The sequence below is a fragment of the Massilimicrobiota sp. SW1139 genome, from assembly GCF_012027715.1.
In the GTDB taxonomy this organism is placed as follows: domain Bacteria; phylum Bacillota_I; class Bacilli_A; order Erysipelotrichales; family Coprobacillaceae; genus Allocoprobacillus; species Allocoprobacillus merdigallinarum.
Genome location: NZ_SJOR01000009.1, coordinates 69,118 through 93,193 on the forward strand (window position 1 = coordinate 69,118; position 24,076 = coordinate 93,193).

22 protein-coding genes and 1 riboswitch are annotated in these 24,076 nt (G+C 32.4%); of the genes, 18 read left to right on the forward strand and 4 right to left on the reverse strand.

From position 1 onward, the window contains the following. Positions 1–17: 17 nt before the first annotated feature. The 4 genes from E0K96_RS06885 to E0K96_RS06900 all read right to left on the reverse strand — a co-directional run bounded on the left by E0K96_RS06885 (position 18) and on the right by E0K96_RS06900 (position 2,605). Positions 18–203 (reverse strand): hypothetical protein, encoded by a 186-nt coding sequence (locus E0K96_RS06885; RefSeq protein ID WP_087244417.1) that lies wholly within the window; start codon positions 201–203, stop codon positions 18–20. A 451-nt stretch (positions 204–654) separates the two neighbouring features. Further along, a complete protein-coding gene (locus E0K96_RS06890; protein WP_168082141.1) occupies positions 655–1,263 on the reverse strand; it encodes an ATP-binding cassette domain-containing protein in 609 nt (202 codons plus the stop codon). A 9-nt stretch (positions 1,264–1,272) separates the two neighbouring features. Further along, positions 1,273–1,770: a hypothetical protein gene (locus E0K96_RS06895; RefSeq protein ID WP_168082143.1), complete on the reverse strand. Its 498-nt coding sequence runs from the start codon at positions 1,768–1,770 to the stop codon at positions 1,273–1,275. After that, positions 1,763–2,605, reverse strand: a complete 843-nt coding sequence (locus tag E0K96_RS06900; RefSeq protein ID WP_168082145.1) for a hypothetical protein — start codon at positions 2,603–2,605, stop codon at positions 1,763–1,765. Before E0K96_RS06900 ends, E0K96_RS06895 begins: the two co-directional genes overlap by 8 nt. Positions 2,606–2,767: 162 nt before the next feature. Here E0K96_RS06900 and E0K96_RS06905 point away from each other — a divergent pair, with 162 nt between their 5' ends. The 18 genes from E0K96_RS06905 (at position 2,768) to E0K96_RS06990 (ending at position 23,911) form a co-directional block, all read left to right on the forward strand. Next, positions 2,768–3,472, forward strand: coding sequence for a LytTR family transcriptional regulator DNA-binding domain-containing protein (locus tag E0K96_RS06905; protein WP_168082147.1), 705 nt, complete (start codon positions 2,768–2,770; stop codon positions 3,470–3,472). Between the two features lie 47 nt (positions 3,473–3,519). Further along, a riboswitch (ZMP/ZTP riboswitch) is annotated at positions 3,520–3,598 on the forward strand. A gap of 128 nt (positions 3,599–3,726) precedes the next feature. After that, positions 3,727–5,397 carry a formate--tetrahydrofolate ligase gene (locus tag E0K96_RS06910; RefSeq protein WP_168082149.1) on the forward strand — a complete coding sequence of 557 codons (1,671 nt, stop codon included), beginning with the start codon at positions 3,727–3,729 and terminating at the stop codon, positions 5,395–5,397. Positions 5,398–5,415: 18 nt separating this feature from the next. Further along, a complete protein-coding gene (purE, locus tag E0K96_RS06915) occupies positions 5,416–5,904 on the forward strand; it encodes a 5-(carboxyamino)imidazole ribonucleotide mutase (RefSeq protein WP_087244423.1) in 489 nt (162 codons plus the stop codon). Then, complete coding sequence (gene purC, locus E0K96_RS06920) at positions 5,901–6,626, forward strand: phosphoribosylaminoimidazolesuccinocarboxamide synthase (RefSeq protein WP_370519888.1); 726 nt, start codon at positions 5,901–5,903, stop codon at positions 6,624–6,626. Before purE ends, purC begins: the two co-directional genes overlap by 4 nt. Before the next feature lie 11 nt (positions 6,627–6,637). Further along, complete coding sequence (gene purM, locus E0K96_RS06925) at positions 6,638–7,663, forward strand: phosphoribosylformylglycinamidine cyclo-ligase (RefSeq protein ID WP_168082153.1); 1,026 nt, start codon at positions 6,638–6,640, stop codon at positions 7,661–7,663. Next, positions 7,657–8,250 carry a phosphoribosylglycinamide formyltransferase gene (gene purN / locus E0K96_RS06930; RefSeq protein ID WP_087244426.1) on the forward strand — a complete coding sequence of 198 codons (594 nt, stop codon included), beginning with the start codon at positions 7,657–7,659 and terminating at the stop codon, positions 8,248–8,250. Before purM ends, purN begins: the two co-directional genes overlap by 7 nt. Further along, positions 8,251–9,774: a bifunctional phosphoribosylaminoimidazolecarboxamide formyltransferase/IMP cyclohydrolase gene (gene purH / locus E0K96_RS06935; protein WP_168082155.1), complete on the forward strand. Its 1,524-nt coding sequence runs from the start codon at positions 8,251–8,253 to the stop codon at positions 9,772–9,774. A gap of 10 nt (positions 9,775–9,784) precedes the next feature. Continuing rightward, positions 9,785–10,222, forward strand: coding sequence for an ASCH domain-containing protein (locus E0K96_RS06940; protein WP_087296674.1), 438 nt, complete (start codon positions 9,785–9,787; stop codon positions 10,220–10,222). A gap of 12 nt (positions 10,223–10,234) precedes the next feature. Further along, positions 10,235–11,491, forward strand: a complete 1,257-nt coding sequence (purD, locus tag E0K96_RS06945) for a phosphoribosylamine--glycine ligase (protein WP_168082157.1) — start codon at positions 10,235–10,237, stop codon at positions 11,489–11,491. Positions 11,492–11,500: 9 nt separating this feature from the next. Next, positions 11,501–15,259: a phosphoribosylformylglycinamidine synthase gene (locus E0K96_RS06950; protein ID WP_168082159.1), complete on the forward strand. Its 3,759-nt coding sequence runs from the start codon at positions 11,501–11,503 to the stop codon at positions 15,257–15,259. Then, positions 15,260–16,636 carry an adenylosuccinate lyase gene (purB, locus tag E0K96_RS06955; protein WP_168082161.1) on the forward strand — a complete coding sequence of 459 codons (1,377 nt, stop codon included), beginning with the start codon at positions 15,260–15,262 and terminating at the stop codon, positions 16,634–16,636. It begins immediately after the preceding gene. A gap of 155 nt (positions 16,637–16,791) precedes the next feature. Next, a complete protein-coding gene (locus E0K96_RS06960) occupies positions 16,792–17,172 on the forward strand; it encodes a hypothetical protein (protein ID WP_087304250.1) in 381 nt (126 codons plus the stop codon). Positions 17,173–17,356: 184 nt separating this feature from the next. Beyond that, positions 17,357–19,054, forward strand: coding sequence for a Na/Pi cotransporter family protein (locus tag E0K96_RS06965; RefSeq protein ID WP_168082163.1), 1,698 nt, complete (start codon positions 17,357–17,359; stop codon positions 19,052–19,054). A gap of 120 nt (positions 19,055–19,174) precedes the next feature. After that, positions 19,175–19,549, forward strand: coding sequence for a RidA family protein (locus E0K96_RS06970; protein ID WP_087244434.1), 375 nt, complete (start codon positions 19,175–19,177; stop codon positions 19,547–19,549). Then, positions 19,536–19,895 (forward strand): hypothetical protein, encoded by a 360-nt coding sequence (locus E0K96_RS06975; RefSeq protein ID WP_168082165.1) that lies wholly within the window; start codon positions 19,536–19,538, stop codon positions 19,893–19,895. Before E0K96_RS06970 ends, E0K96_RS06975 begins: the two co-directional genes overlap by 14 nt. A gap of 157 nt (positions 19,896–20,052) precedes the next feature. Beyond that, complete coding sequence (locus E0K96_RS06980) at positions 20,053–21,729, forward strand: GGDEF domain-containing response regulator (protein WP_168082167.1); 1,677 nt, start codon at positions 20,053–20,055, stop codon at positions 21,727–21,729. A gap of 150 nt (positions 21,730–21,879) precedes the next feature. After that, the gene (gene anmK, locus E0K96_RS06985) at positions 21,880–23,019 is read left to right on the forward strand and encodes an anhydro-N-acetylmuramic acid kinase AnmK (RefSeq protein WP_168082169.1); all 1,140 of its coding nucleotides are present in this window, start codon (positions 21,880–21,882) and stop codon (positions 23,017–23,019) included. Positions 23,020–23,071: 52 nt separating this feature from the next. Next, positions 23,072–23,911 (forward strand): MurR/RpiR family transcriptional regulator, encoded by an 840-nt coding sequence (locus E0K96_RS06990; RefSeq protein WP_168082171.1) that lies wholly within the window; start codon positions 23,072–23,074, stop codon positions 23,909–23,911. The last annotated feature ends 165 nt before the right edge of the window (positions 23,912–24,076 follow it).

The following is a 24,076-nucleotide window of genomic DNA, read 5'->3' on the forward strand; positions in this document are numbered from 1 at the left end:
GTTATCAAACATCTATTTTAGGCTGTATGTGTGCGCATTTCATTTTTTAATTCATATAATGCATGACGGGCTTCTTCAATGTCATCAATCACATCATAAATTTCTTTACGTTGTTCTTCATTGATAGAATCATATTTAGAAATATCAAGAAGCTTTTCTAAAGCCTGATAAATATAATGATTTGCCTGATTTAATTGTTCCATCATTAACCTCCTTTAAATAAATAGATGTATACCAATCATAATCAATATCATTGATACATAATGATAACTCCAAATCTTATAGAATACAAGTAAAAAAATAAAAACAAGACTCCATAAGATTAATTGTAGAGCGATTAGTCCAAAAGATAAAGGTAAAGAAAAGAAAATAAAAAAGAAAATGTGAATCAATGTATAAAAGCTTATATATTTGAACCATTGTTTCAAAAAAATCTCATGTTTCTTTCGTTTAGAAAGACGTAAGCTTATCAGTGTGTCAAGATAGAGATACTGATAAACGATTTGATAGAAAATATAACTCCAGAATATTTGGATGATAACAAAAATAAGATATCGAAAATCGAAGAAGGGATAGTGAAGAAGAATATAAGGTGTTATATCTTGATAAAGATATTTCAAAAAATAAACAAGCAAGCCATAAATAACAGTTATTTTAATCCATTTCATCTAAGAATAATTGTCCCTCTTCTAAACGATAGATATGTGTATAATGGATATCTGGTAAGTAATCATGAGCAGCAATCACAATGGTATGTTCTTTGTCATGTAATTGATTGATGAGCTGACAGAATGTATGAATAGATGTCTGATCTAAACCACGTGTGGGTTCATCTAATAAAATAAGTTCCTGATTTTCCATAATGGCTTGAATGATACCTGCTTTTTGACGCATACCAACAGAAAAGTTTTTTAACTTCATGGAGCTATGTAAATCTAATTGAAATTGTTGACACAATGATTCAATATAAGTGCTATCATATTGATTTTTTAAAGAAGCCAGGAATTGAAGATTATAAGCGAGAGTTTCGTTTTCTAGAAAACCTGGATTTTCAATTAAAGCTCCAATCTGTAAATCATTCTTTTTGGTGATTGTCCCTGAAGTAGGTTTGATAATATCGCAGATCAGCTTAAAAAGTGTTGATTTTCCTGAACCATTGATACCATGAATATAGATACATTCATGACCATCAAGATGAAATGAAAGATGTTGTAATACGGGTTGTTTATGAAAACTTATACTTAAATCTTGAATATCTAACATAAATCCTCCTTAAAATAGTTTTGTATAAACAATATGAAATAAAAAGTTCATAAAGATAGGTAAAGCTAAATAAATAAAATTCTTTTTTTGACCAATTTGTAGATATATGAATGTTGTTTCAATAAAAGTGACAATAAGATTAAGAATCATAAATAAAATCGTCACAAACATATCTGCTGGTAAGATGCCACCAAAAAAGAAAGCATAGCTTATATAAATAATCATTGTATAAATAAAACTGACCATCATTAAGAAATAATAAACGGAAGTATATGTTTTCTGTTCACCAATTCTTGTGATAATAGGAGATAGCAAGCGATTGCATTGTGCTGTAAACTGATAGTTCATTAATAAAAAGACATTATTCATATAAACACAAAGATAATTCGAATAAATGAGACAAATTGTATAAGTGTTTTTTCCACAAAGGATGGGTGATGCAAACAACATCATAATCAATATGATCATGACTTTCACATCGAGAAGTTTGAACCATTTTTTAATCATTTGTTTCTCTCCTTTTCAATAAGATCTGAAAACAAAGATAAGAAACTATGGCATATATGAAAAAACAAATCGTATACAATGCAAGATGTGAAAGACCAAATGGATTTTCACGAACATGTTCTAATCCTAATGCAACTAAATTGTTGATTTGAATAAGAAAAGCTGCTTCTGGAATAGGTAAATACCCTTGAATCAAGGCGGGAATTAATACCAGCAAAATACCAATAATGACACCACAACAACGATAGACGTATTTGTTGGTGATAAAAGTCTGTAATGCCAAAATAACACTGGACATTAAAGCATAGCCTAAAGAAGTGAGGGTTATAAAAAGAATCAGATTGATCACTTCAATAGGGCATAGAAGCTGAGTCGTGATATAGTATCCATCAGGATAAGTCATGCTTTGAAAATGTATAGGAATTAAAAAAACATGACAGAAAATAAGTAGGCCTACCTGGATCAGGGTGATCACTCCAAAGGTCAAAAGTATATTTTTGATGCTGACTTCCAGATAATAATGTCTTCTTGTTAATCTTGTTTCAATCATGTAAGCACTGCGAGTTTGATGCATATTTAAAAAATCATATGCCATGATATTTGGCAGCAACAGCATCAGTAAAATAAATAAAAATGGGTTTGTGCCAATACGATATAAACTGTAAAAAAATTCAAGTCCAGCATTAGGATAAGCTTCCTGATAACCAGGACTGGAAAAAATAGATTGTTGAAAACTATAAATAGTGCTTATGATAATGAATATAAAAATAACAGTCACTAGAAATAGTTTTTCTTTTGAAAGAAACGCTTTCCATAAGGAACGATGTCTTTCCATAAAATCATTGTCCTCCTTTCTTATATGTTTCCTTTATACCTTAACAGACTTATGCAAAAATAAGTCGAAAGTGTGCTAAAAATGCACAAACAGGAGTGAAAGTGGCATTTTTTATTTAAAAATGAATAGGTAAAATAAAAAAAGGGATAAGGAGTGAAGGACATGAAAGTATTTATTTGTATGGATGATGAAGATTGTATAGAAAAATTAAGTGAATTATTATATCAGACACATATGGAAGAAGATATATCTATTGATAGCTATGATCAATTTGTCAATATAGCATTTTTACGTCAAAGAGAAAGCTATGATGTGGCTTTTATTGGAGATCGTATTCATGGTGACAATGGTTTTTTAATGGGTGAGTATTTACATGATGCGAATCCTGAATGTTTGATTATCTATATTGGTGATGATTATGCGCATATGCATGAAAGTTTTCGGGCATATGGATATCAGATGTTTTTAAAACAGGAATTACCAGAACTGTTTAATGGTGAATTTCAAAGAATATGGGATCATTACCAAAAATTACATCACGAGGAAATCTTCTATCTTGATAATGGAGGAACACGACGTTTTTTACCAGGGGAAATCGTTTATATTGAAAATGGACGTTTTCAAACACAGGTGGTGACTGCACATCAGCGTTTTTATGGACATTTTGGTGATTTAACCAAAACAAAAACGAAGTTATTGAAGTATTCTTTTTTTCAGATGCATCCCCGTTATTTTGTAAATATGCATTATATTTTAATGATTCGAAATGGTGAATTAGAAATGAAAAATGGAGATTGTATTCCAACTTCTATTATGAATAAAGAATTAATTAATGATGCGATTCAATCTTTTCTTTCTAGTCAGTAAAAAATATGAATAAATATTGAAAAAAAAGGTAAGAAATGATATGATTCAATTAGTTATACAACTGACGGAAGTGGAATAGACCACATGGAGTATAATGGGAAAGAGTCGACCGTCTGGGCAACAGTCTGGACGTTTAGACTCTTTTTTTGGTTTTTCATAAATTGATAGCGATATCAATAGTCAAAACCATGAATTTGTGATATAAAGAAAGTGTCAAGAGGTCCTAAAAATAAAAAAAGAAAGGGTGTTTAATGATGTTAACAGATGTAGAGATTGCACAAAGTGCAAAAATGAAACCCATCAAGGAGATTGCTGAAAAAGTTGGACTTGATGAAGATGATTTGGAGCTTTATGGTAAGTATAAAGCTAAGATTTCATTAGAAGCGATTTCTCAACTTAAGGAAAAAGAAAATGGAAAGTTAATCTTAGTGACTGCCATTAATCCAACACCTGCAGGTGAAGGAAAGACAACAACAATGATTGGATTATCTCAAGCTTTGAATAAATTAGGGAAAAAATCTGTTGTGGCTATGCGTGAACCAAGTTTAGGTCCATGTTTTGGCGTGAAAGGTGGTGCAGCTGGTGGCGGTTATGCTCAAGTTGTTCCAATGGAAGATATCAATCTGCATTTTACTGGTGATATTCATGCTATTACGACTGCCAATAATTTAATTGCAGCGATGTTAGACAATTCTATTCAACAGGGAAACCCATTGGATATTGATACAAGACAGATTGTCTGGAAAAGATGTGTAGATCTTAATGATCGTGCATTAAGACATATTGTTGTGGGACTTGGTGGTAAAGTCAATGGTGTTCCTAGAGAAGATGGATTTGATATTTCAGTGGCGAGTGAAGTTATGGCTATTTTGTGTTTAGCAACATCATTGGAAGATTTAAAACAACGTGCGGGACGTATGATTGTGGCTTATAATCATGCTGGTGAACCTGTGACGGTGGATGATATTCAGGCCACAGGAGCTGTCACATTATTATTGAAAGATGCTATTAAGCCAAATTTAGTCCAAACACTTGATCATACGCCAGTCTTTGTTCATGGGGGTCCATTTGCGAATATTGCACATGGATGTAACTCTGTTATGGCAACAAATTTAGCTATGAAATTAGGTGATTATGCTATTACTGAAGCTGGTTTTGGAGCTGATTTAGGTGCTGAAAAATTCTTAGATATCAAATGTCGTCAGGCTGGATTAAAACCAGATGCAGTTGTTATTGTCGCAACTGTCCGTGCGCTTAAAATGCATGGTGGCGTGAAGAAAACAGATTTAGCAGTAGAAAATTTAGATGCCCTTAGAAAAGGAATTGAAAACTTAGAAAAACATATTGAAAATATTCATAAATACCATTTGCCTAGTGTTGTTGCTATTAATGCTTTTCCAACCGATACAAAGGCTGAACTTGAATTATTAAAGGAAATCTGTAAACAAAAAGGTGTCGATGTTGCCATTAGTGAAGTGTGGGCAAAAGGAGCAGATGGTGGCATTGAATTGGCTGAAAAATTATTAGAAGTCTTAGATACAAAAGAAGCTCATTTTGAGCCATTATATGATTTGAATTTGCCAATTGCTGACAAAATCAAAGTCATTGCAAAAGAAATCTATGGTGCTGATGATGTGACTTTCACTAAGAAGGTCATGAATAAAATGAAAAAATATGAAGCACAGGGATTAGGTCAATTACCAATCTGTGTCGCAAAAACACAATATTCATTATCTGATGATCCAACATTGCTTGGTCGTCCTCATGGATTTGTGGTTGAAATCAATGATTTGATTCCAAATACAGGAGCAGGATTTTTAGTCGCTATTAGTGGCGATATTATGCGTATGCCTGGATTACCAAAACAACCAGCTGCCGTGAATATGGATATTGATGAAGATGGCAAGATTGTTGGATTATTTTAAATAGAAGGAGATGGAGAAATGAAAGTAGCAGTGATTATGGGTTCAACAAGTGATTTACCAAAAGTTGAACCAGCTATTCAAATTTTAAAAGATTATGGTGTTGAAGTTCAGGTGAGATGTTTATCAGCTCATCGTGCTCATCTAGGACTTAGTGAGTTTATGAAGGAAATCAATCAAAATGGGACAGAGGTCGTTATTACAGCAGCAGGTATGGCCGCTGCCTTACCAGGTGTTGTCGCATCGCAAACAGTATTACCTGTTATTGGTGTTCCACTAAGTGGCGCAACATTAGATGGTATGGACGCTTTGTTGTCAATTGTCCAAATGCCTTCTGGTATCCCAGTTGCAACAGTCGCTATCAATGGAAGTAAAAATGCAGCTTATTTAGCATTACAGATGATGGCTGTACATCATGAAGAATTAAAAACAAAACTCATCGCCTTCCGTCAGGATAATGAAAAACAGGCAATGAAAGCAAATCAGGAAGTTATGGAAAAATATCAATAAAAAAGGAGAACAAAACAATGGCAAAATTATTATATGAAGGAAAAGCAAAACAAGTTTATGAAACAGAAAATCCAAATGAATACATCATTCATTATAAAGATGATGCAACAGCTGGTAATGGTGTGAAACATGATCAGTTTGAAGGAAAAGGTGTCTTAAATAATACGATTTCTTGTATTATCTTTGATATGTTAGAAGAAGCAGGAATCAAGACACATATGATTGAAAAAATCAATGAAAGAGATATTCGTGTTAAAAAAGTAGAAATCTTCCCATTAGAAGTCATTATTAGAAACATTACTACAGGATCATTCTGTAAAAGATTAGGAGCAAAAGAAGGTATTGTCTTAGATGAACCAATATTCGAATTAAGTTATAAAAATGATGACTATGGAGATCCATTAATCAATGATGATCATGCTGTAGCATTGGGACTTGCTTCGCGTGATGAATTAAAATATATCCGTGAAACAACATTAAAGATTAATGAATTATTAAAAGCATTCTTCTTAAAATTAAATTTAAAATTAGTAGATTTTAAAATTGAATTTGGTAAAACTGAAGATGGTCAAATCTTATTGGCAGATGAAATTTCACCTGATTCTTGTCGTTTATGGGATGTTGATACAAATCAAAAATATGATAAAGATGTCTTTAGACAAGATATTGGTGATTTAATTGAAACTTATAAAGCCGTTTTAGCAAGAATGGAAAATAAATAAGGAGAAAAAGTATGGATTATAAAAAAGCTGGTGTAGATATTGAAGCTGGATACAAATCAGTAGAATTAATGAAAGAACATGTTAAAGCAACGATGCGTCCTGAAGTCATTGGTGGACTTGGTGGTTTTGCTGGAGCATTTGATTTAAGTGCCATTAAAAATATGGAAGAACCTGTTTTATTATCAGGAACTGATGGTTGTGGAACAAAGGTGAAATTAGCTTTTGTGATGGATAAACATGATACGATTGGTATTGATGCTGTTGCGATGTGTGTCAATGATATTGCATGTAGTGGTGGAGAGCCATTGTTTTTCTTGGATTATATTGCCTGTGGAAAGAACTATCCTGAAAAAATTGCAACCATTGTTAAAGGGGTGGCTCAAGGTTGTCTTCAATCTGAATGTGCATTAGTTGGTGGTGAAACAGCAGAACATCCAGGATTGATGCCTGAAGATGATTATGATTTGGCTGGTTTTGCAGTAGGTGTTGTTGATAAAAAAGATATTATTGATGGTTCAAATATCAAAGCTGGTGATGTTTTGGTTGGTATCGCATCTAGTGGTGTGCATAGTAATGGTTTTTCACTTGTGAGAAAAGTTTTTGATATCACAAAAGAATCATTAGAAACATATTATGATGAATTAAATGGAACATTGGGTGAAACATTATTAACACCAACAAGAATTTATGTCAAAGCTTTAAAAAATATCAAAAAAGCCGGTGTTCAAGTCAAAGGATGCTCACATATTACAGGTGGAGGATTTTATGAAAATGTTCCAAGAATGTTACCAGATCATGCATTAGCTGTCATTCGTAAAGATAGTTATCCTATCCCACCTATTTTCAATCTGATTCAAAAGAATGGACAAATCGAAGAACAGATGATGTATAATACGTTTAATATGGGACTAGGAATGGTGATTGCTTTAGATCCTGCAGATGTTGACACAGCTATGAAAGCTATTGAAGCAGCAGGTGATCATTGTTATGTTGTTGGACATATTGAAGAAGGTCAAAAAGGAGTTCAGTTATGTTAAAGATTGCTGTGATGATATCTGGTGGTGGCACAGATTTGCAATCAATTATTGATGCCTGTCAGGCTGGAAAAATCAATGGAACGATTGAACTTGTGATTTCTAATCGTCAAAAAGCTTATGGTTTACAGCGTGCTCAAAAAGCAGGGATTGAAACAGCAGTTGTCAAAAAGAATGATACATTGATTGTATCAATGTTAAAGGAAAGAAACATTGATTTGGTTGTTTTAGCTGGTTATTTAGCCATTTTAACAGATGAACTGATTGATGCCTATCCAAATCAGATTATCAATATTCATCCTTCATTGATTCCTTCATTTTGTGGGGCAGGTATGTACGGAATGCATGTCCACGAAGCTGTTTTGAATAGAGGCGTGAAAGTCAGTGGGGCGACTGTTCATTTTGTCAGCAGTGAAATAGATGGTGGTCCTATCATTAAGCAGGTTGCCTGTGATATTTCGGATTTAGATAAACCAGAAGATATACAGGCTAGAGTTTTAGAAATTGAACATCGCATCTTACCTGAAGTTGTCGGGTTATATTGTGATGGAAGAATAAAAGTAGAAAATGGAAGGGCAAAGGTGATTTAAGTGAAAAGAGCTTTGATTTCTGTAACAAATAAAGATGATGTTGTTGATTTTGCATCGGGTTTAGTGAAACTCGGATTTGAAATTGTTTCTACAGGTGGAACAATGAAAGTTTTAGAAGACAATGGTGTTCACTGTATTGCGATTGATGATGTCACTGGTTTTCCTGAAATGTTGGATGGGAGAGTGAAAACTTTACATCCTAAAGTTCATGGTGGACTTTTATTTAAAAGAGATAATCCAGAACATGTGAAAACAGTTCAAGAACATCATATTCAACCTATTGATTTGGTTTGTGTGAATTTATATGAATTTGAAAAAGCTTTAAGAGCTGGAAAACCAATGGAAGATATGATTGAAAATATTGATATTGGTGGACCTTCTATGATTAGAAGTGCTGCTAAAAACTTCAAAGATGTTTTGATTGTCACTGATCCAAGTGATTATGCAAAAGTCTTAGAAGCTATTGAAAACAATCAGACTGATTATGATTTCAGATTACGTCTTGCTTATAAAGCTTTTAGTACAACAGGGGCTTATGACGCCATGATTTCACGTTATTTTGCAGATGTATGTCATGATGAATTCCCTGATACTTTAAATATTTCATTAAAGAAGGTGGAACATTTACGTTATGGGGAAAACTCTCAACAGGCAGCTAATAAATATGAAGACAGCTATGTTCAAAAATCATTATTAGATTATGAACAATTACATGGAAAAGAAATTTCTTTCAATAATGTCAACGATTTATATGGAGCTGTGGCTTTAGTGAGAGAATTTGGTGATCAGATTGTTACAGCGGCTATTAAACATTCAACACCTTGTGGGGTTGCGATTGGTGAAACTGGTTATGATTCTTATATGAAAGCTTATGAAGCAGATCCACAATCTATCTTTGGTGGAATTGTAGCCGTGAACTATAAAATTGATAAACAGACAGCTGAACAGATGCATAAGATTTTCTTAGAAATCGTTGCAGCACCTGATTTTGACGCGGATGCTTTGGAAATCTTAAAGAAAAAGAAAAACTTACGTATCTTAAAATTAAAGAATTTAGATGCCAGAGATGCAAAATATGATATTAAATATCTTGAAGGTAAAGTGCTTGTCCAAGAGTTAAATACAAAGATGATTGATGAAATGAAAGTTGTCACTGAAGCAAAACCTACACCAGAACAGCTAACAGATATGGAATTTGGTATGAAAGTTGTCAAATATGTTAAATCAAATGCAATCTGTATTGTGAAAAATGGTGTGACTTTGGCTATTGGTGGAGGACAGACTTCACGTGTTTGGGCTTTGGAAAATGCTATTAGAAACAATCCTGATAAGAATTTCGAAGGTTCAGTTTTAGCTAGTGATGCTTTCTTCCCATTTAATGACTGTGTTGAAGTTGCTGCCAAGGCAGGAGTAGGCGCTATTATTCAACCAGGTGGAAGTATCAGAGATCAAGATTCTATTGATTTGTGTAATGAAAAGAATATTCCAATGGTCTTTAGTGGATATAGACATTTTAGACATTAAGATATAAATAATGAATGCGAAACAGATGTGGGATAAGTTTTTGGACAAAGAGGCTGGAGATAGTTACGATGCATGGCAGTATGGTAGTCATGCCAATGGGCTTGCTTTACTGACATTGCTGAAAATCAAAACAGCAACATCTTCAGCTTATCCCATATATGTCCAATACGATGAACCTCTACCACAGGTTGGAAGTTACAGCATTATTTTAGATAAACAAGATCATGCTGTATGTATCATTCAAACGACAGAAGTTACCATCATTCCTTTTGATCAAGTGAATGATGAGCATGCTTATTTAGAGGGAGAGGGAGATCGTACGCTTGATTATTGGCGAAAAATACATGCAGATTTTTTTACACAGGAAATGGAAAATATGGGTCAGCAGTTTCATAAGGACATGTTAGTTGTGTGTGAAAAATTTAAAGTTGTATATCCAAAATCATAAGAGGAGGAAACCATGAAAGTATTAGTTATTGGTAGTGGTGGTCGTGAACATGCGATTGCTTATGCTTTAAATAAAAGCCAGAAAGTTGATGAAATTCATGCTATACCAGGAAATCCAGGTATGGCTGAAATTGGAACTTGTCATCCTGGTCATGTAGAAGATTTAGATAGTATTTTAAAATTTGTTGAAGAACATGCGATTGATTTTACAGTGATTGGACCTGAAGTGCCTTTATGCATGGGATTAGCTGATTTATTGGAAAGTCATGGACATAAAGTTTTTGGCCCAACGAAACAGGCTGCAACTTTGGAAGGAAGTAAAGCTTTTTCTAAGGATTTTATGAAAAGACATCATATTCCTACTGCCGCCTATCAGGAAGTTCACTCTTATGAAGAGGCTATTGAAGCTTTAACTTCATTTGATTATCCTGTTGTTGTCAAAGCAGATGGATTGGCAGCTGGTAAGGGTGTTGTGATTTGTGAAAATGAATCACAAGCAAAGCTGGCTTTACAGGAAATGATGGTAGAAGGAGCTTTAGACGGAGCTGGAAAAACAGTTGTTTTAGAAGAATTCTTAACTGGATTTGAATGTTCGCTTCTTTGTTTTACTGATGGTGAAACAATCGTTCCCATGGTGAGTGCTAAGGATCATAAACAAATCTATGATGAAAATAAAGGACCAAATACAGGTGGTATGGGAACTGTTTCTCCAAATCCTTTCTTACCAGAGGGAATGGAAGAGATTTTGAAAAAAGATGTTCTAGAACCATTTATGGCTGGTTTAAAAGCTGATCATATGGATTATAGAGGTGTTGTTTTTATTGGTTTGATGATCGAAAATAATCAACCAAAAGTTCTTGAATTCAATGTTCGCTTTGGAGATCCTGAAACACAATCTATTCTTTTAAGATTAGATACAGATTTATTTGATATTATGTATGCTGTAAGTACAAAAACATTAAAAGATATTGATATTCAATGGAAAGACGAACATGTGGCCTGTCTTGTTTTAGCAAGTCAGGGTTATCCAGGAAGCTATGAAAAAGGCAAGGTTATTACGGGTATTGATCAGGTTGATGAAGATATCGTGATTTTCCATGCTGGAACTGCTATCAATCAAAATGGTGAGCTTGTAACAAATGGAGGACGTGTCTTAAATATTTGTGCCTATGGTCAAACATTAGAGGAAACACGTGATAAAGTTTATCAGGCTGCCAAGACTATTGATTTTGATGGTAAATATTATCGTAAAGATATTGGATTAAATTGAGGTGAAAAGATGAGTAAAGTCTATCGTGTATATGTTGAAAAGAAAAGTGCATATGCTATTGAAGCGAATGAGTTATTAAATAATATTCAGACACAATTAAAAATAGAAACAGTGACAGGTGTTCATGTTGTGAATCGTTATGATCTTCAAGGTGTCAGTGAAGATGTCCTTAAACAAGGGATTCCAACAATTTTAAGTGAACCTATGGTTGATGAAATTTATCAGGAAGATTATCCTTTAAATGAACATCAAAAAGCTTTTGCGATTGAATTTTTACCTGGACAATATGACCAGAGAGCTGATGCCTGTGAGCAATGTTTTCAGGTTTTAACAGGTGAAAAAAATGTTAAGGTCAAATGTGCCAAATTAATTGTTTTAGAAGGACAGGTATCTGATGATGATGTCAAAGATATTCAAAATTATTTGATTAATCCAGTAGATCAGCGTTTGGCTTCATTAGATAAACCAGAACATTTGAATGATGAAGATGTACATATTAACCCTGTTCCAATTATTGATGGATTTATGGATATGAGTGATGATGAATTGAAACGCTTTATACAAGATAATGGTATGGCCATGAATGAAGATGATTTAAAAGTCACTCAAGATTACTTTAAAAATGAAGAAAAACGTAATCCAACAGAAACTGAATTAAAGGTATTAGATACATATTGGTCTGATCATTGTCGTCATACAACATTTGCGACAATCATTACGGATTTAGACATTGAAAATGGTGCATTTAAAGAAATTTTAGAAAAAGATGTTGAAAATTATAAAACATCACGCCATTTGGTTTATGGTGTGAATACAGATCGTCCATTAACTTTAATGGATTTAGCAACGATTTCTATGAAAGAATTAAGAAAAACAGGCTATTTAGATGATTTAGAAGTTTCTAAAGAAATTAACGCCTGTTCTGTAGAATTGACTGTTCATACCAATGAAGGTGATGAAGAATGGCTATTGATGTTTAAAAATGAAACACATAACCATCCAACAGAAATTGAACCATTTGGAGGGGCAGCAACATGTTTAGGTGGTGCCATTCGTGATCCTCTTTCAGGACGTGCTTATGTTTACCAGTCTATGCGTATTACAGGAGCTGGAGATCCAAGACAGCCATTAGACGAAACAATGAAAGGAAAACTTCCTCAACGTAAAATCTGTCAGGAAGCAGCTCATGGTTTTTCAAGCTATGGAAACCAGATTGGTTTAACAACTGGTTTTGTCCATGAAATTTACGATGATGGATTCCTTGCAAAACGTATGGAACTTGGTGCCGTTGTGGCAGCTGCACCAAAAGATCAGGTGAAACGTTTAGAACCATTAAAAGGACATATTGTCTTATTGATTGGTGGACGTACTGGTCGTGATGGTATTGGTGGAGCGACAGGTTCATCAAAATCACATGAATTAAAAACCACAACAACAGCTGGAGCTGAAGTGCAAAAAGGAAATCCAGTCGAAGAAAGAAAAATTCAAAGATTATTTAGAAATCCTGAAGTGTCAAAACGTATTGTGCGTTGTAATGACTTTGGGGCAGGTGGAGTCTGTGTAGCCGTAGGTGAATTGGCAGATGGACTGGAAATCAATTTAGACGCTGTCTTAAAGAAATATGAAGGTTTAACAGGAACAGAATTAGCGATTTCTGAATCTCAGGAACGTATGGCTATTGTGATTGATCCTCGTGATGAAGCTTTTATTAAAGCTGCCTGTGATCAAGAAAATCTTGAAGTTGTCAAAGTAGCAACAGTCACTGACAAAAACCGTTTAACAATGTCTTATATGGGACAGACTGTTGTAGATATTGATCGTGGTTTCTTAGATAAGAATGGAGCTTCACGTTATCAGAATATTCATGTTGAATTACCTGATTTTGATCAGACACCTTTTGATGAAGTGAAACAGACATCATTTGTCAAAACTTCAAAAGATGTGTTAAGTCGTTTATCTGTTTGTAGCCAAAAAGGATTGGTGGAAAGATTTGACTCATCTATCGGTAATGGAACTGTTTTATCACCATTTGGTGGAAAGACTTTAAGAACTGAAACTGAAGGTATGGTCGCTTTAATTCCGGTATTACAAAAAGAAACAACAACATGTTCAATCATGAGTTATGGTTATAATCCTGTCATTTCAAAATGGTCACCTTATCATGGTTCTATTTATGCGATTGTTGAATCTATTGCGAAAATTGTCGCAATGGGTGGAGATTATCATACAATTCGTTTCTCTTTCCAGGAATATTTTGAAAAATTACTTGATATTCCAGAAAAATGGGGAAAACCATTTGCAGCATTACTTGGTGCATATCGTGTTCAATCTGAAATGAAACTTCCATCTATTGGAGGAAAAGATTCTATGTCAGGATCATTTGAAGATATACATGTACCACCAACACTTGTCTCTTTTGCGATTACTGGTGGAGATGTGCAAGATGTGATGACACCAGAATTAAAAGCAGCTGGACATACTTTGGTAGAAGTCATGTTACCAAAAGATGAATTCCATATTTTTGACTTTGATGCTTTAAAAGCACAATATGATGGTATTATGGAATTGATGAAAAATAAACAGGTTTATAGTGCTTATACTGTCAAAGATGGTGGTGTGATTGAAGCTGTTTATAAAATGGCATTTGGAAATGCAATTGGTGTACAATTGAATGATGAATTGGCATTAGAAAGCTTTGTTCAAAAAGATTATGGACATATCATCCTAGAAGTTGAAAATGATTCAGTTGTGACATTGCCACATACAAGAATTATTGGACATACAATAGAGTCATCTGATATGATATATCGTGATGAAACTTTATCATTAGATGAAGCTTATCAAGTTTATGAATCTGTTTTAAATGATGTTTATCCAACAACAGAAAAAGCTCCAACAAGTGATATGATTGTGAAAGACTGTCATCAAAGAAGTGAATTAAAAGCGAAACAGACATATGATGAAGTCAAAGTTGTTATTCCTGTATTCCCAGGAACAAACTGCGAATATGATTCAAAACGTGCTTTTGAACGTGCTGGCGCAACAGTTCAACTTGTCTTGATGCGAAATAAAACAGCTCAAGAAATGAAAGATTCTGTTGAAGAATTAGAAAAGGCTATTCGTCAATCACAAATTATGATGTTACCTGGTGGATTTAGTGCTGGTGATGAACCAGAAGGATCTGGTAAATTTATTGCGACAGTTTTAAGAAGTCCAAAACTAAAAGCTGCCATTGATGATTTATTAGAAAATCGTGATGGATTGATGATTGGAATTTGTAATGGATTCCAGGCATTAGTGAAATTAGGATTGCTTCCTTATGGACATATTAAAGATATGGATGAAAATGATCCAACATTAACATTCAATACAATTGGTCGTCACTTATCTCAGATGGTGAATACAAGAATTGCTTCTGTAAAATCACCTTGGTTAACAGGTGTGAATGTAGGAGATATTCATACTGTTCCTATTTCTCATGGAGAAGGACGTTTTGTTGCTCCAAAAGAAGTCATTGAACAATTATTTGAAAATGGTCAGGTTTTCAGTCAATATGTAGATGAAAACAATCAGCCAACTATGGTTTCACCATATAATCCTAATGGATCAATGATGGCTATTGAAGGTATTATTTCAAGTAACGGACGTGTATTAGGAAAAATGGCTCATAGTGAACGTCAAGGTGAAAATAGAAATAAGAATATTTATGGTGAAATGGATCAGAAATTATTTGAAGCAGGTGTAAATTATTTTAAAGGTGGTAAATAAATGGAAAGACAAATTTTTGAAAGTATGACACTTTGTCCTTTAGATGGACGTTATAGTAATGTCAAAGATGCTTTTGCCCAGTATTTTAGTGAGTATGCTTTAGTTAAATATCGTGTATATGTAGAAATTCAGTGGTTAAAGTTCTTGATTGAAAATATTGAAAGTGATATCTTAAAGAATTTTGATCAGACCAATATGAAACAAATTGAAGATATAGCTAATCATTTTGATGAAGAAGCTTTTGCTAAAATTAAAGAGATTGAATCTTCAACACGTCATGATGTCAAAGCTGTAGAATATTATATTGGTAATACCTTAAAAGAAATGGGTTACGATGATTTGATTAGCTTTGTTCATATCGGTTGTACTTCAGAAGATATCAATAATACGTCTTATGCTTGTATGATCAAACATGGTTTACAAGATGTCTGGTTAAAAAAAGCAAATGAAGTTGTAGATGCAATGAATAAATGGGCAATTGAACATAGTGATGATGCCATGTTGGCACATACACATGGTCAACCAGCAACACCAACAACAATTGGTAAAGAATTTAAAGTCTATGCTTATCGTTTTGCTTCTAGTATTGAAAATATCAAAAATATTCAGATTAAAGCAAAATTCAATGGTGCAACAGGAAATTATAGTGCTATTTTAACAGCTTTTCCAAATGTTGACTGGCCTGCACAAGCTAAGAAATTTGTTGAAGAATATTTAGGTTTAACTTTCAATCCATTAACAACACAAATTGAGAGTCATGATTATACTTGTCATATTTTAGACGGTATTCGTCATTTCAATAATATTTTAATGGATTTAGATGTTGATATGTGGCTTTATATTTCTATGGAATACTTTAAACAGATTCCAGTTCAAGGAGAAGTTGGAAGTAGTACAATGCCTCATAAAGTGAATCCAATTCGTTTTGAAAACAGTGAAGCCAATGCAGATATGTCAAATCATATTTGTGTAGCTTTATCTAATAAGTTACCAAAATCTCGTATGCAAAGAGATTTATCTGATTCTTCTAGTCAAAGAAATTTAGGATTAGCTTTTGGATATTCTTTACAGGCTATGAATGAAACATTAAATGGACTTGCTAAATGTGTAGTGAATAAAGAAAAATTAGCATATGATCTTAATGAAAAATGGGAAGTTTTAGCTGAACCAATTCAAACAATGTTAAGAAAATATGGTGTACCTGATGCTTATGATACTTTAAAAGCTCTAACAAGAGGAAAAAGTATTTCTAAAGAAGATATTTTAAAATTTGCTGAAAGTTTAGATATTCTTTCTGATGAAGACCGTGAAACTTTAGTGAATATGACACCAGCTTCTTATATTGGTAAAGCAAGTGAACTTGCAAAAATGAAATAAATAGAGAAGGTAATGGACATCTATGATGAACATTACCTTTTTACATAAACAAAAACTATATAATTTATGCTTTACAATGAATTGATCAATCAATCTGATATTTTAACCATGAAAAGTTTGGATATGTTATAATTGTTATAAAAGGGGATGGGATAATGAAATATCGTGTTATTTATAATAAAGGACTACCTAAGTCCATGTTAGAAAAGATAAAAAATAGGGAATATACATTAGATGAGATTCATTCTATGTATCAAGTTATAAAAAGAAACCATGATGCTAAACAAAAGGGATGGATACGTGCTATGATCATTTTGATAATATGTATTGTTGGCGTAGGTGGTTTAGGAATAACAAAAGTTCAACAACAGGCCTTAATAGTTTATCTTTTTTCCATTGGTTTTGTAGCTGTATTATGTATCTTGATATTGATATATGCAAAAATCAATGCAGTCAATAAAGAAATGAACCAACTTCAAAAAGCGTTAGAAATAGGGTATCCAGAATTGGCTGAAAGATTTTTTGTGAAATCGTGATATTTTTCTCAAAAACTTAGCAGCGAAAGACATTTATGAGATAAAAGAACCTATATAATATATAGCTTTATGATTTAGAAAATATATGAAAAATGTCGATAGAAATGTTAAGATTATGTTAAAAATATTTACATTATGTTAGGAATATGTTAAGTTTTACTTGTGTATAAATAGGAGGGACATGATGGAACTGACAAACATATTCTCTTTGCTTGGAGGGTTGGCTTTATTCCTTTATGGGATGACAATGATGTCAAATGGTTTAGAGCTGGCTGCCGGGAATAAGATGAAGTCAATTTTGGAAAAATTGACAACAAATCGTTTTTTAGGGGTTGCAGTTGGAGCACTGATAACAGCGATTATTCAATCTTCATCAGCAACAACAGTTATGATTGTAGGCTTTGTTAATGCAGGACTTATGCAATTGAAAAATGCTGTATGGGTCATCATGGGTGCCAATATTGGGACAACAATCACAGGACAGCTGATTGCCTTGGATATTACAGCTTTAGCACCTATTATTGCTTTTATAGGGGTTGTATTAATTGCCTTTTTCAAAAGCAAGAAACTTGATGCAATTGGTGAAATTATTGCTGGTTTAGGTATTTTATTTATGGGGATGGAAATGATGTCAACAGCAATGGCGCCATTAAGAGAGTCTGCAGAATTTGCTAATATTGTCGCAAACTTCCAAAATCCATTGATTGGTATTTTAGTAGGTACAGTCTTTACTGCCATCATTCAGTCATCATCAGCGTCAGTAGGTATTTTACAGGCGTTAGCGATGAGTGGTGTTGTAACTTTACCATCAGCTATTTATGTTTTATTTGGACAAAATATTGGAACATGTATTACGGCTGTTCTTGCATCAATAGGGACAAATAGAAATGCAAAGCGAACAACAATTATTCACTTATCATTCAATATTATAGGAACAATTATCTTTGTTATTATTAGTATGACAACACCATTTGCTGCGTTTATGGCATCATTAACACCAACAAATGTTGCAGCACAAATTGCCAATGTACATACAGTATTTAATGTTGTGACAACAATCATCTTGTTACCAATTGGAACAAAACTGGTCGATTTATCATTCATTATTTTACCAGAAAAGCCAGAATTGGAAGGAAAGATGCAGTTAAAATACTTAGACTTTGGTATCTTTACAAACGACTATCATATTGGAACAAGTGCTATTGCGAATACGCAGTTGTTCAATGAAACACAGAACATGCTAGATGTTGCAATAGACAATGTCCGCAAATCATTTGAACTTTTGATAGAGTTCAAGGAAGACAAATATGAAAAGCTACAAAAGAATGAAGAATATATTAACTATTTGAATAAAAATATCGTAGACTTTACAACAAATGCGATTTCAACAGAATTTCCAGTAGAAGGCTCACAGGCCATAGGTCTATTCATGAAGATATCATCAGACATTGAAAGAATTGGAGATCATGCGGTGAACATAGCCCAAAGGGCCGAGTTACTTCAAAGTGAAGACAGACGATTCTCACATGAAGCTATGGATGAGATTGGAATCATGAGCAGTCTTTGTGTCAATATACTAGATGAGCTGAGAATCATGAACTATGATGAGTTCAGTAGCATTGTAGACAAAGTTGATGTAATAGAAGAGAACATAGACAAGACACATCATCAGTTTACAGTAAATCAGCTTAAGAGATTAAAAGATAAAAAATGTACAACAGAGAACAGTGTTGTCTATACAAAGATTCTTACAGATTTTGAAAGAATTGGGGATCATGGATTGAACATAGCCAAAGGTTTCTATAAAGCAAGAGAAGCAATGAAAGCTATGAAAATGGTGAAACCAGAAATGATCGAAGAAACAGAAAAAGCAACAGTGTAAAACTTTATGTGAAAACATAAAGTTTTTCTGTTTTTAAAGTTAAAAATAATATTTTATATAAACAGTAGTTTCTATGATGAAAATTTGTTATAATATTGAACAACATAGGAGGTAATAATAATGAAAAAAGTTATATCAACGGATAAAGCACCAGGAGCTATTGGACCATATAGTCAAGGTATTGATTTAGGAGATATTATTTTCTTCTCTGGTCAAATTCCTTTGAATCCTCAAACTGGTGAAATGCCAGAAGGAATCGAAGCACAAACAAAACAGGCTTTAGATAATGTCAAAGGATTGCTTGAAAGTCAAAATTTAGATTTTTCTCATGTTGTAAAGACAACAGTATTTTTAGATGATATGAAAGATTTTAATACTGTTAATAGCATTTATGCTCAATATTTTGTAGAGCCTTATCCTGCTAGAAGTGCTATTGAAGTAGGAAGCTTACCAAAAGGCGCACTTATAGAAGTGGAAATTATTGCCGTCAAATAACACTATCTTTTTAGCTGAAAGATTTCATCATTATATTAAAATTTATTATAGTGATGGACATACGGAAATTATTTTTGAAGATATAAAAAGTTATCTTCAACAAAAAAGAGCAAAAAAAGGATATAAAAATGCTATTTTACTACATGAAAATTGGCTATATCCAACTATGAATCAAAAAGATTATTCATGTCATTGGGTTAACTTGTATTATTTACGTGAAAGAAATCCTTATTGTAAACAATTATTAAAGGATAAAAATATATATCAAAAAGCAAAAGTTATGTATATAAAACAAATTCAAAAAGAAATGAATACCTATGGTCATACAGTAAAAGAACTAAGGTAATACTTTGGTTCTTTTTTTGTTTAATAAGAGAAGATTAAAAATCTAATTTATTTTATGAGAAAAGTAATCTTTTGGAGTCAAATGGAAGGTTTTCTAAATAAAAAAAATCAGGTATAATAAAATTGAAATTGTTTTGATATGAAAATAGGAGAAAAGTATGAAAAATAAAATCTTGATTGTGGATGATTCACAGGTAAATAGACAAAGTTTAGCGGATATTTTAAGAGAAGATTATGAAATTGTTTTTGCAAATAATAGTACTGAAGCTATTTCATTAGTGAAGAATAATCTTTCATCGCTATCTTTGATAATATTGAATTGGATGATGGCTGAAATGAATGGGATTGAAGTTTTATCTTCTATGAATAAATATCACTGGATTGATAAAATACCTGTCATCATTATTGTCACACAAAATTTACAATATCCTATAGAACATGCTTATGAATTAGGGATTAGTGATGTTATAAGTTTGCCATTTCATGAAGATATTATAAGAAAAAGAATATCTAACATCGTCTCACTATATTCTCAAAAAACTTATTTAAAAAATATGAAAACAGAGCAATTATCTGATCAATTAGATATTAAAAAAATGAAAAACAATTTCTTTTTTGAGAAGCAGAATCAACTGGCATTTATATATGATAATCAGTTAGATATCATGTTTTTATCACAAGATGCTTCTCAACGCTTGGAATTACCAGAAATTGTTGCCCATCCTATGGCTAGAGATTCTCATAATCGTCTTAAAGTCAGATTAACAAAGATGATACAGTTAGCTCAACAGACAAATCAAACAAATCCATCTTTTGAATATGAAGATTTATTTATCATTGATGGAAAAGACCTATTGTGTCATTTTCAATGTCGTGCCATCTGGCTAGGTGAAGAAAATGCACGTTTTATAGGCGTGATGGGATTTATAGATAAAGAAGAACTCTTTGATGATGAACAATTTCAAAATATTTCAAAGGTTGATCTTTTACATTTTCAATATTTTTTAATAGAATTTCAAAAAATATTTGATCAGATTTCTTTGATTGATGTTCAGACACAGCGCTATATATCTTTAACGAATGAAGATATTGAAAATATGTATTTTATGGAACATCAAGATTTATGGCAAGATATATCAATGTTTGATTCGAAAAGGTACAAAAAAGCATATGAACACCAATCAAAAGTTATTCACTTTGATTTTCAGTCACGATATATTTATTATGTCATTGATCAATATATAGAAGTGAATGATGATCCATATGTGATAGAATATAAATTAAAGATGCATGAACATATTTTAAAAAGTGATAAACAATATCGAAAAATGGTCAAAACATTAAATTATATGCAAGAGAATATATATCTGGATGGGTTAACTGAAGTTTATAATAGACGTTATTTAGAAGATGACTTGATAAAAAAAGAAGATATAACAGCGATTGCTATGATTGATTTAGATCATTTTAAAGATATTAACGATTGTTTTGGACATTTGGCAGGAGATCGAGCACTACAGGAAACAGCAAAGACCATCAAGAAAAGTGTACGTGAAAAAGATGCTGTGATTCGTTATGGTGGTGATGAATTTATTATTTTATTCTATCAGATACCTAAACATATTTTAGATGAAAGGTTGAATTCTATTCGCCAAGAAATTACAGAAATAAAAATTAAAACATACCCTGATTTAAAATTAACATGTAGCATTGGTTGTGCATATGGAAAATATGATTATCAGTTATTGAAATTAGCTGATAAAAGAATGTACCAGGCAAAAGAAAAACGAAATTGTGTTGTTATTGACGATAAAGAAGAGTTAGTGAAAGTATGATTGTATAAATTGCTGATAATTGATGCTTGTTTAAACGTGAAGTCATTCTTAAAAGATAATATATAATGAATGATATAATATTTTATAATCATGTTTAATTTATTGAAATAATATTTTAATTGGTGTATGATTCTTTTGAGGTGAAGAAACATGTACGCGGTTGGAATCATGTCAGGAACATCAATGGATGGTATTGACACAGTGCTGGTTGATATTCATGGCTATGGAAAGGAAACAAAATTGAAAGTCATTGGCTACCATGAGTATCCTATGCCTTTAGATATGAAAGCAAAAATTATGAGAGCCTGTGATGAAAAAGATTCTCATGTTGATGAAATCTGTAGCTTAAATTTTGAACTAGGGTATCTGTTTGTTGAAGCTGTCAAAGTTTTACTTCATAAATATCATATATTATCAAAAGATATTGATTTTATTGCAACACATGGACAAACAATTTATCATATTCCTTTTCAAAAAGGTCAACTGTTGCCATCTACTTTACAAATTGGGGAACCTGCTGTTTTGGCTTATGAATTGAATACAACAGTGATTTCTAATTTTAGAGTGATGGATATGGCGGCTGGTGGACAGGGAGCACCGTTGGTGCCATATAGTGAATTTATATTATATAGTGAAGAACATAAAAATATCGCATTACAAAATATTGGTGGCATTGGAAATGTGACTTTGTTAGTTGGACAGGATCTTGATCAAGTTCAGGCATTTGATACTGGACCGGGAAATATGATGATTAATGAAGCCTGTCGTCTCCTTTATCATTTAGAGTATGATGATTGTGGACATATTAGTGCTAAAGGAACGGTTATCAATGCTTTGTTAGATGAATTGATGCATCATTCATATATGAAAAAACAACCACCTAAATCAACAGGAAGAGAAGATTTTGGAGAAAAATATGTTCATTATCTTGTTGATAAATATAAAAAAGAAAAGCCACAAGATATTATAACAACTTTAACCTATTTTACTGCAAAAAGTATAGCTTATCATTATCAGACATATATATTGACATATTATCCATTGCATAAAGTTATTGTTGGCGGTGGTGGCAGTCATAATCAGACACTTTTACAAATGCTTCAAAAAGAATTATATGATATCCCTGTTTATACACAGGATGATATCGGTTATTCAAGTGATGCAAAAGAAGCCATTGCTTTTGTCATTATGGGGAATGAAACATTACACCATCACTTTTCTAATGTTAAAAGTGCGACTGGTGCATCTGATTATGTTATATTAGGGAATATGACATTACCACCACGATAATTCCTAGTATTTTTATAGAAGCATTGATATAATGAGAATAGGTGGTGAATTTATGAATTGTCTAGTACAGATTAAAGAAGCACAAAAAAGTTATACATCAACAGAAAAAATCATTGCTCAATATATTTTAGAACATACTCATGAGATATTAAATGATTCAGCCCAGCAACTAGGGGAGAAAAGTCAAACGTCAGCAGCTGCCGTTATTCGTTTTTCTAAAAAATTGGGGTATAAAGGATTTAGTGATTTAAAAATCAGTTTAGCCAGATCTTCACAAAATGAAGAGGAGGATATTGATACTGTTTTAGAGGAGGCAGATGATTTAACAACGCTTATTCATAAAGCTTGTCAATTAAATGTATCTACAGTTCAAAAAACATATCAAATGATTAATGAAGGACAATTACAAAAAGCGATTGAATATATGATTAATGCAAAAACAATTTATTTATTCGGGGTAGGAAGTTCTGCCATTGTGGCTTATGATTTTTCTCAAAAGTTATTGAGAATTGGTAAAAAAGCTATCTATAATACTGATATTCATGTGCAGATGACCTTTGCAGAAAGCATGACAAAAGACGATGTAGCGATTTTCATCAGTTACTCTGGAATGACTGCTGGTTTAACTGGTATGGCTAAAAAATTGAAAAAAGATGGTATACCAAGTCTATCCATTACACAAAATTCTAGAAATACTGTCGCAAAAAATACAACGATTCAATTGTTTGTTCCTTTGGAAGAAAAAGAAATGAGAATAGGAGCTATCTCTTCAAGAACAGCATCTTTGGTTGTCACAGATCTTTTATATTATGGTGTTTATAAATATGATTTAGCAAATAATAAAAATAGAATTTATGAAACAAAACATCTTGTTTCTCAATTATTGAAATAATAAATGTATTTAAAATGGTTCACTTTTTTATAATAAGTGATCCATTTTTATATATTGTAAATGGTAAAAAATATTGAGTATAAGGAAATATTTTAAAAAATATGATTGACTTTTATTGACAAAATAATTCAAAAATTAGATAATAAAAATGAAATAATATTTTAA